Annotated in this window: 15 protein-coding genes; all 15 read right to left on the minus strand. The window is 37.8% G+C overall.

The window, feature by feature from the left end; translation table 11 throughout:
* Positions 1-6 precede the first annotated feature (6 nt).
* Positions 7-1,110 (minus strand): 3-dehydroquinate synthase, encoded by a 1,104-nt coding sequence (gene aroB, locus G622_RS0102305; RefSeq protein ID WP_026509319.1) that lies wholly within the window; start codon positions 1,108-1,110, stop codon positions 7-9.
* An 80-nt stretch (positions 1,111-1,190) separates the two neighbouring features.
* Positions 1,191-1,715, minus strand: a complete 525-nt coding sequence (locus G622_RS0102310; RefSeq protein ID WP_026509320.1) for a cell division protein SepF — start codon at positions 1,713-1,715, stop codon at positions 1,191-1,193.
* A gap of 53 nt (positions 1,716-1,768) precedes the next feature.
* Positions 1,769-3,184: an HlyD family efflux transporter periplasmic adaptor subunit gene (locus G622_RS0102315; protein WP_026509321.1), complete on the minus strand. Its 1,416-nt coding sequence runs from the start codon at positions 3,182-3,184 to the stop codon at positions 1,769-1,771.
* Between the two features lie 66 nt (positions 3,185-3,250).
* Positions 3,251-3,670: a hypothetical protein gene (locus G622_RS0102320; RefSeq protein ID WP_026509322.1), complete on the minus strand. Its 420-nt coding sequence runs from the start codon at positions 3,668-3,670 to the stop codon at positions 3,251-3,253.
* Between the two features lie 112 nt (positions 3,671-3,782).
* Positions 3,783-4,757: a D-alanyl-D-alanine carboxypeptidase family protein gene (locus G622_RS0102325; RefSeq protein ID WP_026509323.1), complete on the minus strand. Its 975-nt coding sequence runs from the start codon at positions 4,755-4,757 to the stop codon at positions 3,783-3,785.
* On the minus strand, positions 4,741-5,136 hold the full coding sequence (mgsA, locus tag G622_RS0102330) for a methylglyoxal synthase (protein WP_026509324.1): 396 nt from the start codon (positions 5,134-5,136) through the stop codon (positions 4,741-4,743). The genes G622_RS0102325 and mgsA overlap by 17 nt, the downstream gene beginning before the upstream one ends.
* Positions 5,137-5,153: 17 nt before the next feature.
* The gene (locus G622_RS0102335; protein ID WP_026509325.1) at positions 5,154-6,287 is read right to left on the minus strand and encodes an FtsW/RodA/SpoVE family cell cycle protein; all 1,134 of its coding nucleotides are present in this window, start codon (positions 6,285-6,287) and stop codon (positions 5,154-5,156) included.
* Entirely contained in the window at positions 6,277-9,141 is a 2,865-nt protein-coding gene (locus G622_RS0102340; RefSeq protein WP_026509326.1) for a penicillin-binding transpeptidase domain-containing protein, read from the minus strand. The genes G622_RS0102335 and G622_RS0102340 overlap by 11 nt, the downstream gene beginning before the upstream one ends.
* Positions 9,134-9,652 carry a rod shape-determining protein MreD gene (gene mreD / locus G622_RS0102345; RefSeq protein ID WP_026509327.1) on the minus strand — a complete coding sequence of 173 codons (519 nt, stop codon included), beginning with the start codon at positions 9,650-9,652 and terminating at the stop codon, positions 9,134-9,136. The genes G622_RS0102340 and mreD overlap by 8 nt, the downstream gene beginning before the upstream one ends.
* Positions 9,653-10,522 carry a rod shape-determining protein MreC gene (mreC, locus tag G622_RS0102350; RefSeq protein ID WP_196814168.1) on the minus strand — a complete coding sequence of 290 codons (870 nt, stop codon included), beginning with the start codon at positions 10,520-10,522 and terminating at the stop codon, positions 9,653-9,655.
* Positions 10,523-11,530: a rod shape-determining protein gene (gene mreB, locus G622_RS0102355; RefSeq protein WP_026509329.1), complete on the minus strand. Its 1,008-nt coding sequence runs from the start codon at positions 11,528-11,530 to the stop codon at positions 10,523-10,525.
* Between the two features lie 14 nt (positions 11,531-11,544).
* Positions 11,545-12,261: a RadC family protein gene (gene radC / locus G622_RS0102360; protein ID WP_026509330.1), complete on the minus strand. Its 717-nt coding sequence runs from the start codon at positions 12,259-12,261 to the stop codon at positions 11,545-11,547.
* Positions 12,262-12,413: 152 nt separating this feature from the next.
* On the minus strand, positions 12,414-13,703 hold the full coding sequence (locus tag G622_RS0102365; protein WP_044956952.1) for a methionine gamma-lyase family protein: 1,290 nt from the start codon (positions 13,701-13,703) through the stop codon (positions 12,414-12,416).
* The gene (gene miaA, locus G622_RS0102370; protein ID WP_330363546.1) at positions 13,691-14,644 is read right to left on the minus strand and encodes a tRNA (adenosine(37)-N6)-dimethylallyltransferase MiaA; all 954 of its coding nucleotides are present in this window, start codon (positions 14,642-14,644) and stop codon (positions 13,691-13,693) included. Before miaA ends, G622_RS0102365 begins: the two co-directional genes overlap by 13 nt.
* 25 nt (positions 14,645-14,669) lie before the next feature.
* The gene (gene mutL / locus G622_RS0102375; RefSeq protein ID WP_026509333.1) at positions 14,670-16,778 is read right to left on the minus strand and encodes a DNA mismatch repair endonuclease MutL; all 2,109 of its coding nucleotides are present in this window, start codon (positions 16,776-16,778) and stop codon (positions 14,670-14,672) included.
* Positions 16,779-16,782: the final 4 nt, after the last annotated feature.

The following is a 16,782-nucleotide window of genomic DNA, read 5'->3' on the forward strand; positions in this document are numbered from 1 at the left end:
CAAATATTATTCAAAATCCTCTGACCAGGTAATCTCCTTTAAGGCTTCTCTTATTTCTTCGTCTGTAACATTTTTATCAATTACAGCCTTACCGACCTTTTTAAGAAGAATGAATTTAATTGTATTACCATCGGCCTTTTTATCAGAGTGCAAAAGCCTTATAACCTCATCTTCATTGATGTCCGTAACTGAAATAGGAAGTCCAAAGGGTACAAACATATCTCGTATTTCATAATATTCTTCCATTGAGAGCATCTGCTTCTTCCATGAAATAAAAGCAGCAGCGACACAACCCAGGGCAACGCATTCGCCATGGAATAATTCGAAATTTTTATATTTTTCAATAGCATGACCGATTGTATGTCCAAAATTGAGAAGCGCTCTGTCACCCTTTTCAGTAGGATCTTTTTCTACCACAAGTCTTTTGATATCACAGCTCTTCTTTATCATATATATAAGTGTATCGGGATCTTTCTCGCCTATCTCATACATGTTGTCTAATAACCAGATATAGAAATCTGAATCCTTTATAAGACCATGCTTCATTACTTCAGCGAAACCTGAAGCAAATTGCTCACCAGGTAATGAATTAAGAACACTGATATTTATATAAACAAGAGATGGCATGTGAAAAGCGCCAACCATATTCTTATATCCGTCAAAATCGACGCCTGTTTTACCACCTATACTGCTATCAGTCTGAGCAAGAAGTGTTGTCGGAACCTGTATAAAAGAAACACCTCTTAAGTAAGTTGCGGCAATAAATCCTGCCATATCGCCAACAACTCCGCCTCCTACAGCGATAATAAGATCATTCCTGTCAAACTTATTGTCAATCAATACAGAATAGACTTTTCTTATCTCATCAAGATTTTTATGATCTTCTCCGGCAGGGATTGCATATACAATTACTTTTGATGAAATAGCTTCAAGCATCAATGCAAGATTTTCTGCATAGAGATCTTTTACATTTGTATCAGTTATTATTGCAAATTTCCTATCTGCAAAACCAAGCTCTGAAATGCATCCCGGCAGTTCATCAAAACTTGTGTCAAACACAATATCATAGCAAGGTGCATTATTATAATTAACAGTCAATGTTTCGGACATAATTAATCCTTTCAATTCATATATTAATCAAATAGAAAAGGCAGAAACAAACGCTTCTGCCTTATAATCAGATCTATTGTTTACATCTGCTGCGGACCGGCACTTCCCATGCCACCATCAAAAGCACCACCTAGAATATCTTGAAAATCACCGGAAATATCAACACTTGCGGGTGTTACAATAAAGATATATCTTGAAATCTTCTGCAGATTCCCGCTTATTGCAAAACATGATCCGGATGTGAAATCAATTATTCTCTGAGCAAGCTCAACATCAATTCCTTCGAGATTAAGTACTACAGTACGATTATTAAGAAGCGTCTCAGTAATCTCTCTTGCATCCTCAATAGAAGTAGGCTTTACAACACAAACCTCCATTCCATTACCTGATCTTGTCCTGTTCGGTAAACTTCTAGGTGCAGGAGCAGTTCTCTTAAGCTTCTCCTCATTTACCTCAATAGAAGGATCATCCTTACCTATTGAACTGGATTTATGAATAGGTTCGATGGTGCTGTCATAATATGCATCATCATCTGAATCATAATATCCGCTCTCATCATCCCCATTCAGCTTCATAGCTGATAAAAACTTATCCATTACACTCATGTGATTAACTCCTAACCCCAACCAAAACTATAAATTCATTATCCTATATTATGCTAGTTTTCTTCCGAAGTGTCAAGATTCTTAACATCACCCTCAACAGTGGAAGCGTCAAGCACGATATAATCATATACGTTCAAACCATAATTTGTATTTGATTTAACGATAGCATATTCATCATTCTGATACAATATAATTATCTGTCTGAAGTCTGCATAACCCTTGTTTATGTTATACACACCAATAAGCGTATCCTTATTATTAATAGTAAATTTATCCTGTGAATCAGGTTTGATGATTATGTCACCGTTTCTTAAAGTATCATCATCTACATAATATGAATCATCACTCTCATTATATAGTTCTACTTCTATAAACTCAGATGTTTCATTTCCATTTTCATCATATTTATCACGTAGAACTCCGGAATTATTATTATTTCCCTTTGTCACATACTCCTTAGGAATTACAAAGAAACTCTTCTCGGCAATTGCAGAATTTGGAATCTTTAAACCGCTTTCATCTTCTGTTATAAGTTCAACACTTAAGAATCTGTCTTTAACAAAAGTAATCATGGAATTGGTAAATGATAATCCTACAAATGTATCTCCGGCATCATTTGTAACATAGGATACTTTTCCCCAGGCTTCGTCCTGGTTCTTAAGAAATCGCACTTTTATGTACTCTTTTTCAGCAAGAGCTTTAACTTTATCCAGATCATTTTCATTTATTACGATCATCCAGTCTTCATTGGTCGAAAGCTTGAATACCGGATCACCTACACCTACCAGTGCATTGCTGATCAGCTGAGTCCGTTCATATTTGGTATTATCCATAAGATCAACTGTCATATTATTAATATTAAGATCCTCATATCCGTCCACATAATACTGGACTATTCCGGTTCCCTGAGAATAACAATAATTGATACTCTGCAGTGCACCGGCGTTATTATTAAGCGAATTAATGCTTTGAAGTATACTGGAGCTTGCAAGCTTCTGAACCGTGCCATCAAGACTGCTCTTAAAATCGTAAACAGTTGAGAAGGATTTAGGATCAAAGTCTGCACTGTAGTTTACAATCTGAGAACGTAATTCGCTCAGATCTTCATCAGTCAAGGAAGCCTGTTCAGTACCCTGAGTCTTAAGATAATCAAGTAAATCACCTGATTCATCTACAGTGTAGACCAGATTACCTACGGCCACTCTCTGACCTTCAGGCGCAAAGTAATTAACATAACCGGCATTTGAAGCAGTTACAACGCTTTCCTGCCTTAGTGCAACGGCCTCGTAAATGTTATTGGAAGACAGAGCCCCCTCTCTTACTTCGTAACCAACAATATGCTTTTTACTGAAATATGTAAAAACGCAGATGACAACATAAATGATAATAAAAGCAAAGAATATCAATCCAACATTTATGTGCAAAAACATTGGATATTTAGTCACCTTGTTTTTTCTCTGTTTTGCCATGTCTTAAACTAAAGATAAGCCGCGAGATAAAACGCGGCTTATCCATTTCCTATTCTTTATATATAATTATAGAGCTGTAACAACCTTTGATTTAACTGCTTCAGGAAGCTCTGATTCATCCATAGATACACTTAGTACGAAATCTACGTTAAATTTCTCGCCAAGGCGGTCAAGTTTTTCAATTGTTGCTGTGATATCTTTTCCTTCGAGACAAGCTATGCTAAGGAAACCATCGAAATACATTTGTTGAAGATCGTGATCCTGTGAAATCACGCCACTGACGAAACCGATAAATTCGTCTGAATTTTCAATCATAAACTCCGGAACTACAATAAGACGTACTTTGTTGTTGAGTTCAAACATGTGCTTTGTGTTTCTATCAAGAAAAACAACATTGCCTAAAATGTTTTTTACCTCGGTATTGACTTTGTTCAACAGGCATTTTGTCTTGCCCTTTCCCTTATTCCCAACGATTAATTGAACCATATCCATACCCTCCACGTTTTTTGATTTTTGTTTTTTGAAAAGGTTCGAGAAAGAAACATCTCCCGTCTGGCGAAAACCAGAATTAACTTTTCGTTGTTATAATAATTATAAATTAACCATTCGTTATCTGCAATAACAAATCAGACATTTCGGTATAAAGAGTTTCCGTGTCCTCGGCTCTCATAATTATGGCAATATAGTTGTTTCCGGAGGTATCAGAAGCAAGCTGAGTAAGACAATGTCCGGCCGCACTGGTTGTCCCTGTCTTACCCCCAAGGACGGTTATTCCGGATGGCATTTCCCTTGCTCCGTTGATATATCCGTTGGTATTTTTAACTTCAACGTCTCTTAATTCACCGGACGCAGTTCCGAACTGTGTGGAATAAGTAGACATTCCTATTATTTCATTGAATTTCTCATATTTAAGTGCTTCATTGAACATAAGATACATGTCGTAAACACTTGTATAATGATTATCAGCCGTAAGCCCGTTAGGATTCATAAAATGAGTATTGGTCGCACCTATGGCAAGCGCCTCATTATTCATATCCTCAACAAAAGCTTCAACGCTTCCGGATATTCCCTTGGCAATAAGAACAGCAACATCATTGGCAGAATAAAGCAGCAATATATGAAGGGCCTGATCCAAGGTCATTGAATCCCCTTCCTTAAGATTGATAAGCTGCGCTCCGGGCTCATTTATATAGACTTCAGAATCAGCAATAAGCATCTGATCAAGAGACCCTTTTTTCAATGCTACGATAGCTGTCATAACTTTTGTAAGAGAAGCCGGATCCAGCTGAATCTGAGCATTCTTTGCATATAAAGTCTTCTTATTCTTTAAGTCAAACAGTCCACAGCAGGTATTCTCTGATAAAGATAAGGAATCCCCTATATCACCATTAGTCACACAAAGTTCGGATGCAAATGTTTTCATAGTCAAACCTGTATTTTCACCATATTCAACAGTAGGCAAGGAATACGCAAAAGCATATTCAGCCGGTGCACAACCGGCAAGACCGGTTACGGAAGCCAGGATCAAACTAATAGCAATCAGACATTTCTTAGTCTTATTTATACATCTCACGCCGCTCAAGGTCTCCTCTGTCCAAAGATTTAATCAAAAGCTCAGCTGTTGCCAGATTGGTTGCAATCGGAATGTTATGCATATCACAAAGTCGCATAACATTATTTACATCAGGCTCATGTCTCTTTTGTGTAAGAGGATCTCTCAGGAAAATCACAAGGTCAATCTCGTTCGCTTCAATTGCAGCACCAATCTGCTGAGAACCACCAAGATGTCCTGCGAGATATTTATGGACATTAAGATTAGTGACCTCTTCAATAAGCCTGCCGGTAGTACCGGTAGCGAAAAGATCATGCTTTGATAAAATTCCTCTATATGCGATACAGAAGTTCTGCATCAGCTTCTTTTTTGCGTCGTGTGCTATAAATGCAATATTCATGGTTACCCCTTCCCCAACTAAAAATATTTTTTACCTTGCAGTCTAACATTCAGTACGAATCCCATACCTATGTAACAACTGACAAGGGATGTAAGTCCGGCGCTTACAAATGGCAGCGGAATTCCTGTATTCGGAAGCGCACCTGTGGCAACTCCGATATTAAGAAATCCCTGAAATCCGATCCAGGCCCCCATACCTGTAGCGATAAGCTGCCCTGCAAGATCTTTAGATCTGCCAGCAATAACAAAGCATTCCACTGCAATTAATAAAAGCAAAGCAATAACGGCAAGCCCCCCAATAAAGCCGAATTCCTCACCTACAACAGTAAAGATAAAGTCTGTCTGGGACTCTGATACGAAACCACCATTTAAAACTGAAGTGATTTCGTTAGTATTGTAGCCCTTTCCCAACAGCTGCCCGGAACCGATAGCCATCATTGAATTAAGCGTCTGATAAGCATCAGAATTGGCATAATCCTCCGGATGCAGCCATGCAAGAATACGGCTTTGCTGATATTCCCTAAGCAAGATGCTTTTGTCTGCAAGTGCATCAAAGATAACAAGTAATGCAGACGGGATAGATATCGCAAGGACCGTAATAACAAATTTCATATTTATTCCGGCTGAAAAAAGTATGCAGCTGATAATTACAGTAAGCATAATTGTTGTGGAAAGATCAGGCTGCATTACAATCATCAAAAGTGGTGGAGCCAGCAGTCCAAAACAGATGAAAATAAAATATATTTTCTTGACTCTTTCCTTATATTTCATTATGAACGCTGCAAAAAATAAAATCAATAATATTTTAGATGCTTCAGAAGGCTGAAATACAACGCCCACATCTATCCATCTTGTTGCACCTTTAACTGATTTTCCAAGAGGTGTAAATACCAGTGACAGAAAGAAAATATTGATTATATAGTAAACAACATAAAATTTGATGATTACCAAATAATCCATAAGTGAAACCAGGACCATCATAAACAATCCTAGTACAAGTCCTGCAATCTGCTTACTTTTATATGTCGGATCCGCACTGCCGACAGCAATTACACCTATGATAGATAAAGCCACCAGCATTAAAACCAGTTTAAAATCATAATCAAATATACGGTAGCTCTTTAGTTTTTCCAAAAATGATTCAGTCCGCATTTGCATCTCCACCTTCAAGCTGCTGAGCTGTTCCGTTCTGTACATCATCAGGATCTTTTAATCCGAAGTAGTATGCTACAGCTTCTTTTGTAATCTGTGCTGCATAACTTGATGTATATCCGTATGCAATACGTGTAGCTATAGCTATCTGAGGAGCTTCATAGGGAGCATAGCATACAAAAAGTGCATGGTTTGCTCTTTTCTTTGACTCCTCGGCTGTTCCTGTTTTTCCTGCAACATTTACTGCAAGATCATTGAAATAAGGCTTATCTTCAACCACCTGTCTCATTCCAAGATGTATTGCATTCCAGTAAGATGAATCCATATCAATATGGTTTCTTACAGTTGCACCATATTCCTGTAATAGGTTACCATCTGAATCAGATGTTTTCTTAACAAGTGTAAGGTTATAACAGGTTCCGCTGTTAGCAACAGTAGTGACATATCTGGCAAGTCCAACTGTTGTAAACGAGTTAGTACCCTGACCAATAGCAGAACGGGTTGAGTCCAAATCTGATACTATTGGTTCATATTCTGAAATTTCAATTCCTGTCTTTTCACTAAGGCCATACATATCAGCGTATGTGGCGAGTTTCTCAAGACCTGTATCCGAGTGGAAGTTCTCACCTACAAGGCCAAGCCTGTAACCAACTTCAAAGAAAAATGCATTACAGGAATTCCTTATTCCGCCAACCACATCAAGTGATCCATGCGCACGAGGATATATCCAGCAATGTGCAGGGTTTGTATTGTCCAGTTTATCAAATACACCGGTACAGGTAATCGTTGAAGAAGTATCAATAACACCCTCCATAAGTCCTGCAGTAGCTGATACCATCTTGTATGTAGAACCCGGAGCCGTTCTTTGCATAGTTGCATAATTTATCAGAGGGGATGACTGATCGCTTCTTAGCTTTGCATAATACTCCGCATCAACACCATTGGCCATCTTATTATTATCATATCCCGGATAAGATACAAGTGCCAAAACGTCACCATTATTAACATCTGTAACTACCATTGATCCTGAGCATGGATCAAGTGCCAGCTGCGCCGGTGTAATATCCAGAGCGGAAATTCTGTTGATCATAAAAGTATAAGGCGATTCAGATCCTGAATTCCACTGTGACAGTTCTTCTTCAGGCAGTTCTACTATTCCCTGTTCAAGGAGTATACTGCAAACTTCATCACCGGTAACGATATCATCTGAGAGCAGATACTTATAAAGCTTTTTATTAAATTCACTGTCCTCTTCAATATCCTTAAAAATATAATCAATGATTGTATTATATATTTCTTCTGAATCAACATACTGACTTTCAAGATTAAGCAAAGTAACATCAATCCAGTTTGCAGAAATACAATATTTTATATAATCCGATAACGAAATAGTCTCATCAGTAGTCCAGGCAATATATGTCTTATCTTCCTTATCCACCTTAGAAGAATCAATAACTCCGTTACTGTAAAGCTTCTGCGCTATATAACTCATATAAACCTTATATTCATTACTCAGAAGATTATAAGGCGTATTTTTTGTAGTGAATTCTGCTCTGAGTTCTTCATTAACCTGCTGTCTTTTCTGCAGATAATGCTCATAGACAAGCTTCTCATTTCTTCCGGCTTCCTCAGATGCCATATGATCAAGATCGATGATATGGTTATCAAAGCATGCAAAATAAACATCATATACAGGTATCTGTATATCTGATTTTTTAATATTGTCACCATAAATAAAAAACTTGGTATTCTGTATTTTTGATATCAAAATACCGGCAAGTGACTGCTCAATAATATTATAACAAGCCTCCTGCAGGTCTTTATCTATAGTAAGATAGACATCGTTTCCTGCCTTGGAATCAATATAGCTGCTTGTCTCAAGGACCTTACCTGTATTATCTACAAAAACAGTTTCGCTTCCCTTTGTTCCCTGAAGTACAGATTCCATAGATTGCTCGATACCGGATTTTCCTACTGTATCATTTGATCTGTAATTAGAATTCTGAGCCTGCAATTCTGTCAGCTCACTGTCAGATATTTTTCCTGTATATCCGAGAATCTGTGAAAAATATACAGAATCAACATAAACTCTGGCAGTATCCTCCTCAATGGAAACACCGTCGAGAATATTTGAATTCTCCATAATATCTGCAACTGTTTTATCACTTACACTATTGGCAATTACAGTATTTATATATTTCTGATAACTGTTGGAATTCATTTTGAATCTGACAATTACCAGCTTTAAAAGCCTGTCCTTTTCATAGCCCATTCCGGGTACAAATGACTTTTTATTTCCTGGTTCAGTATAATCTCCGATTCCGAATTTTTCACAGAGATCATCAATAACTTCCTGCGCAGTCTTTGATCTTTCCTCATATTTTAAATCTTTTGTTGAGGTTCTTCCGTAAACATCAGCAAGGAATCTTAGCTGTGAATTCCCTTCTACTGTAAACTCAAAGTTATTTGAACTGTTTAACTGAATGCTGAAATCAGTATCAACTACATCTCCGTCCTTTTCGATGATGTCAATTACCTTATTAACTGTCTCATTAACAGCAGCATTCTTACCTGAACCTGATTCATAAACGTCTTCTATCGTTACTGAATTAGAGAGTTCATTATATGCAAGAAGTTTACCGTTCCTGTCGTAGATATTACCTCTCGCAGCAGGAATGGATTTCTCTTTCATAATCTTTAACTGAAAGGAATCAAGATATGTCTCACCTCTTATTATCTGCAGATAAAACAAACGATATACAAGCCCTGATGCTGCAAGAATCATTACCGCAGATATCATTACAAGACGTGAAGTTATGAAATTTATAAAGACTTCTTTAATCTTATTAAACAAACTTTTTAGCGCTCCTTTGTTCGATGTCCTCAAGATACATATTTATCTTGATCAGAACAGGATAGATAAAAATTGCAACAAGTGCAGTATATACTGCTTCGGGGATTATCACGTTTAGCATGTAATATCCTATATCAAACTTGTTTCTGAACATGAATAAAAGCACATAGCACGTAAATCCGAACAAAAAGTCTGAAGAAACGATCAGTGCCAGAGGCAGTAAGATATTTTCCGGGAAAAATATTTTGTTGAATTTTCCAACGATGAACCCAATGTACATATATATAAGTGCATAGAATCCTAAATATGAGCCAAAGAAAATATCAATCAATATACCGCAAAACATACCAATGACCATACCGCTTTTATCACCACGCATAAATGCATAGGATGCCGTCAGTATGATCATCAGATTTGGAACTATACCACTGAAATCAATTACTCTGAATACTGTAGTCTGCAATATAAAACTTATTAAAATAGATAATAATGTAAAAACGAATCTTCGCATTTATTTATCCCCGGTGCTTTTGAGTTCCATGATAACAAGAACCTCGTTCATATACTCAAATTGAACAACTGGAGTAATTTTTCCTGATTTTGTAAGGTTATTGGAGTCTTCCTCAATAGTCGAAACATAACCGATAAGAATTCCCGGCAAATATTTATCACTGATATTGGAGGTAACTACCTTATCACCGACACTTACCTTATCAGCTTCATCAACAAGCTTGGAAAATGTAATCTGTCCTTCGTTATATAACTCAAGATTACCGGTTGCAATCAAATTCTCAGAGGCTGATAACACAGTTCCGCTCACTGAAGAATTGTCAGCTATGATTGTCTGAACCTTAGCCCAGTCAGGACCCACATCAGTTACGCGACCAACAAGACCTCCTCCGGCAATCACATTCATATCGACCTGAACACCTTCATCGGTGCCTTTATTAATTACAAAAGAATGATACCAGTTACCTGCATCCTTCGCTATAATTCTGGCACCAATCTTTTTATAATCTGAATATTGTGCATCCAGTTCGTAGAGCTCACGAAGATTAGTCAGCTCATACTTATCCTGTTCCAAATTGGTGTTTTCAATTGTCAGCTGTTCAACCTGCTTCCTTAAATTCTCATTTTCTTTTTGCAGTGCTCTTATACTGGCAAGATTATCGGCAGTTCCTTTCATCCAGACACCTACAGAAGTAATGCCTTTCTGAAATGGTACTACAACTGTTCCTGCAAAAGAATTAACGGAACTGTTAAAAACATCTGTATTGAAAGTAACAACAATTAACCCCACACATAAAATTGTTAAAATAAAGAGGAGATATTTACTTGGAAGTGTAAATTTATCTCCCCCTCTTTTAATGACAGGACTCATTTATACATCCTCTTCAACTGAGTAAGCAAGAGCCTTATACTGATCATCCTTGATGATCTTTCCAAGGCCGAGTGCAACTGAACTGAGCGGATTCTCTGCAAGATTAACATTAAGACCTACACCGTTAGATAATCTCTGGGCAAGATGACATACCTGTGAAGCTCCTCCTGTAAGATATAAACCATGCTTAAAAATATCTGCGGCAAGTTCCGGAGGAGTACGCTCCAATGTTGCCTTAATATTATCAAGAATCTGGTCAAAGCTCTCTGTAAGGCACTGATCTATAAGGTCTGTAGGTATGGATCTCTCAACAGGAAGACCTGTAACGATATCTCTACCATAAACAACAGCATCCTGACCTGATTTTTCAAGATCCTTTAAGGAAATCTTTATAGCTTCAGAAGTCTTCTCACCAATAATAAGTGAAAACTCTTTTCTGATAACATTTCTTATAGCATCATCAAATTTCTTTCCACCGACCTTAATGAGCTTACTGATAACTATACCTTTGAGTGAAAGAATTGAAATTTCAGTTGTGTCAAAACCTACATTAACCACAAGTACACCCTGTGAGTTCATGACATCAACACCCATTCCAAGGCCGTCTGCTACGGGCTTTTTAACCATCATGATTTTCTTGGCTTTAACGCCTGACTCTTTAATCAGATCATGGAAAGCACGTCTTTCTACCTCTGTAACATCCTTGGGAACGGCAATATATACATCAACCGGCTTAGATGCACCCTTCATCTGATCTGTGATGAAGAGTTTAACCAATGATTTCATATTCTCAATATCAGCAATAACACCGTTGCTAAGCGGATAAGAAATCTTAATGTTGCTTGGAGCCTTCTCATACATATCGTATGCAGAATTACCATAAGCAAGTAGTGATGTCTTATTCTCTACTGCAATTAGATTCTTCTCCACAGTAACAGCATCTGTTGCTTTGTTATAAATTTTGATATTGCTTGTTCCAAGATCGATACCAAATGTATTGTTGCCCAAAATAGCCTCCTATATTACAAAACATTATTTTCTAAAAAACTATAGTATCTATGATCACCTATAATTAGATGATCAATAAGATTGATGCCCAGTATTATACCGGCATTCCTTAATTGTTCAGTCATTTCCAGATCAGCATTCGAAGGAGCAGGATCACCACTTGGATGATTGTGCAGAATTATTATCTGTACTGCATTTACCTGTAGAGCCTTAATAAAAATCTCTCTTGGAGAAAGTGATGCTGTTTTTACTGTTCCGACTGATACCTCATAGTCACAGATGAGTTGTCCCTGATTATTCAGGCACACTAACATTACATGCTCCCGCTGATAATGGCACATTGTCTCCATGTAATAATCAGCAACTGTCCGGGGAGTCTTGAAATCAAGGCGAGGACGCGCCTTACTCCTGGCAATTCTGTCTGACAATTCCGCAATGCAAAGGAGCTTAACAGCTTTTACTTCACCTATTCCGGGAATTTTCAACATATCATCAATTGTAAGATGCTTTAATCCTGACAAGCCCATTCCGGTCCTGTCACAAAGTCCAAGCACAGAATTACCGATTTCCATCGGAGTCTTTGTAGAGGTTCCGGTCCTTATAATAATAGCCAATAATTCTGCATCCGTTAATGAACCTGCACCCATTGCAGTAAAGCGCTCATATGGAAGCATTAAACGGTTACCGGCATCCTCTTTTAATAAAGTATTGATCGATTTATTTCTTTTCATTTTCTACTCATTGCTTCTTCGGGCAAATGATTTAAAAAAGAAAATCAGACCTCAAATGATTATACCACAATTTAGCTATGTATCAACTACATTGCTAATCAATTTTAGGCTCGCATTAGCTTGTCAATACACAAAATAAATCCCAAATATCTTTAAAGTTCTATAAGACCTTTTTCAAACATAACTGCCAGGGTCTTCATTATTCCGTACTTTACATGTTGCCATGTAAGTCCTCCCTGGAAGAATACTGAATAGGGTTCGCGAAGCGGTCCATCCGCAGAAAGTTCAATCGAGCTTCCTGATACAAAGGCTCCGGCAGCCATGATAACCTGTGAATCATATCCAGGCATATCCCATGGCTCAGGTGTTACATATGAATCAACCGGTGCAGCAGCCTGAATACCCTCACAGAAGGATGTAAGCAGCAGAGGATCATTAAAAGTTATAGCCTGAATTATGTCATAGCGCTCTTCCACTGCATTCGGAAGGACACTAAAGCCGAGCTTCTCATAAATATTAGCTGCAAATATTGCTCCCATAAGCGCATTGGCAGTAACATTAGGAGCAAGAAACAGTCCCTGGTAAAACTGAGGTAAAATGCCAAGTGAAGCTCCCACCTCTTTACCAAGTCCGGGAGAAGTCAGCCTGTAAGCTGCGTTTTCAACGCACTCCTTCTTACCTGCAATATATCCTCCTATAGGAGCAAGTCCGCCACCGGGATTCTTTATAAGTGATCCTACAACCATATCAGCACCCACATCGGTAGGCTCTATGGTCTGTACAAATTCTCCATAGCAATTATCTACCATACAGATAACATCGGGCTTAATATCTTTGATAAATTTTATAACCTCTCCGATACGCTCAACAGACAGAGTAGGCCTTGTCTGATATCCCTTGCTTCTCTGAATTGTAACAAGCTTTGTCTTATCATTTATGGCAGCTCTTATACCATCAAAATCAAATTCTCCGTCTGGCAAAAGATCAACCTGCTTATAGGTTATGCCATATTCTGCAAGTGAACCTTTTGACGGTCTTATTCCAATTACCTCTTCAAGAGTATCATAGGGCTTTCCTACAGGTGACAAAAGCTCATCACCGGGTCTTAAGTTACTCATAAGTGCAAGGGCAAGAGCATGAGTTCCACAGGTTATCTGAGGTCTTACCAGCGCATCCTCGGTATGAAAAATTGAAGCATATACAGCTTCGAGCTTATCTCTTCCAATATCATTGTAACCATAGCCGGTTGTTCCAAGAAGACATGCTTCAGAAACTTTATTATCCTGCATAGCCTTCAGAACCTTTGCCTGGTTGAAGTCAGACACTTCCTGTATCTTGTCAAATCTTGGTTTTAATGAATCCCAGATATTATCACAGTAATCATATACCTTTTCCGGGATTCCCATACTTTTATACAAATTCTTTAATTCTATATTTCCCATCTGTCTTTAATCCTTTTAATTAATTCTTTTGAAACCTTTATATCATCACGGTTAAAATCAGATTTGTCAATCCAGGTCACATCTTTTTCCCGTTTAAACCATGTAATCTGCCTTTTTGCAAAGTGTCTCGTATTTTTCTTTAAAAGTGCAACTGCTTCTTCGAGACTGTTTTCTCCATCCAGATAGGAAAATATCTCTTTATAGCCAATTGCCTGCATGGATGTTGACTGTCTGTCGATATTTCTTGCAGCAAGTCCCTTTACCTCTTCTAAAAGGCCCTCATCCATCATTTTATCAATACGTTTTTCTATTCTGTCATACAACACACTTCGTTCATCAGTCAGAACAAAGTAAAAGAAATCATAAGGTGACTGTTTATCCCGCTGATCCTTATTATGCTCTGAAAGCCTTGTACCTGTTTCTTTATAAAAACTAAGCGCTCTGATTACTCTTTTAATGTTGTTCTCATGAAGATCACCTGCATATTCGGGATCGATCTCCTTAAGCATTTCATGAAGCCTGTGAACCCCATCAGGTGATTTTGAAATTTCAGTAAGCTCATTTTTGTATTTTATTATTTCGGCATCTTCTGTATTTTCAGAAAAATCCACATCGTAGAGAACTGTTTGAATATAAAAGCCTGTTCCGCCTACAATTATTGGTAGTTTTTCCCTGTTATTTATATCAGTGATCAATTCCTTCGCACGTTTTTTAAATTCAAATGCATTGAATTCTTCACTTGGGTCAAGAATATCAATGAGGTGATGCTTTATTCCCTGCATCGCCTCATCTGTTATCTTGTCTGTTCCAATGTTCATATCACGGTATACCTGCATTGAATCAGCCGATATAATCTCACCGTTTAAAGCTTTAGCAAGCTCAATTGAGATTTTTGTTTTTCCAACAGCAGTTGGTCCTGTCAAAATGACTAGTTTTTCCATAATCATTCCAATTCAAAAATTAGTATCAGTCAACAATACGTTTGAATTTCTTTTCTATTTCATACTTGCTCATAGAAATAATCGTAGGTCTGCCATGGGGACAGTTATAAGGATTATCCAGAGTCAGAAGTTCATCTATAAGCTTTTCCATTTCCATGGTGGACATCTTCATGTTTCCCTTGACTGATGCCTTGCAAGCCATTCCTGCAATCCTGTAATTTATAACATCAGGAGTCCTGTCAAGATTGGTATCGGTAGCAAGTTCATCCAGGATTTCTGTAAACATTTCTTTCTCATTATTGCATCCGTAGATGTCTACAGGAACTTCCCTTATGGCATAATCGTGTCCGCCAAACGGTTCAATATTAAATCCGAGCTTCTCAAAGGATGAATGATATTTCTCAAAAACATCAATCTCCTGTGCTGATAAAGTGACTATAATAGGCGGCTGCACAAGCTGAGATGCCATTTCCTTAGTCTCATAACGCTTTATCATTCGCTCATAGTTTACTTTTTCATGAGCAGCATGCTGATCAACAATGAACATTTTATCCTTGAAACCAATTATCCAATAAGTATCAAATATCTGTCCAAGGATGTTGTATTCATTACGATTATCCTTCTTTAACATTTTGTCATCAAAAAGGTCAAGCTGTATACCTTTTTCGATGATCACTGCGTCTGAACTTTTAATTATGGGACCTGCAGCCTTATCATCATCGGATTTTGCAGGTGAATGGTCCCCAAAAACTCTGGTCCACACCGCAGACTTCATGTTGTCCTCTATTACAACAGGTTCAGGTGCAATTCCTTCTGCAAATACAGGTTTACTTTCCTGCAGCCTGTTCTCAGCAGTAAGTCTGCTCTTTTCAAAAGGCTCTGGCACAGTGCTCTTTTCAGGATCAGCACCCTTATCGGAAACTTTATTTTCATCTGAGAAAAAGACTTCAGCTTTATAGGATGGCTCACGTTCTCCCAGAGCTTTATCCGGTGCAGAATTATTTTTTAAATATGATATTTCGGCATCAGTTCTTGCAATACCTGCCTGAGGTATCATGGTAGAAGCCTGTTGTTTTATGGCATCAGCCTTTTTTCTTTCAAAAGCTTTGTCTTCCTTCTCGTCCCTTAATACTTCAGGGATCATCTCGTGATCATGCAGCGTTTTTGCAACACTTTTTCTTATAAATTCATAAACAAATGGCTGATTTGAAAATCTCACTTCCATCTTGGATGGATGTACATTAACGTCAACAAGTTCAGTACTCATCCTTATGTGTACGACACAAAACGGGAATTTGTGCTGCATAAGATATTCCTTGTATCCCTCTTCGAGAGCCTTGGATATCACTTTGTCTTTTATATATCTGCCATTAACAAAGAAATTCTCAAAATTCCTGTTGGATCTGTTCAGTGCCGGCTCTCCCAGATAACCTTCGATTGTATATTCGCCCTCAGTATATGAAATAGGAACAAGGCACATTGAAACATCGCGGCCATAAATTCTATAAATCAGTTCCTTTAAATCACCATTACCGGAGGTAGTAAATTTATCATCTCTGTTATTTATAAAATGAAATGATATCGAAGGATTATCCATGGCAAGATGTTCCATGAGATCTCCTACATAAGAGCCTTCTGTCTGTGGTGTCTTAAGGAACTTCTTCCTTGCAGGTGTGTTATAAAAAAGATCCCTTATGATGATAGTAGTTCCTGTAGGTGCACCTATATCTTCCATAGAAGCTTCAGTACCACCATTAATGCAGTATCTTGTACCAACAAGTTCATCGGCTGTTTTTGTTATTAGTTCTGTCTGAGATACAGCAGAGATACTCGATAATGCTTCACCTCTAAAGCCCAGGGATTTTAATCTGTATATATCATCAATGCTCATAAGTTTACTTGTAGCATGTCGCTTAAAAGCATTTCTAATCTGGGATTTTTCAATTCCGCTACCGTTATCCGTTACTCGTATAAGCTTCGTTCCACCATCCTGAATTTCGATGGTTATGGAAGTAGCTCCGGAATCTATTGCATTTTCAACAAGTTCCTTTACCACACTTGATGGTCTTTCAACAACTTCTCCCGCAGCAATCTGGTCTATGGTATTCTGATCCAGCTCAAAAATTTTAGCCATTATT

This window comes from Butyrivibrio sp. LC3010 (assembly GCF_000424385.1).
Classification (GTDB): domain Bacteria; phylum Bacillota; class Clostridia; order Lachnospirales; family Lachnospiraceae; genus Butyrivibrio.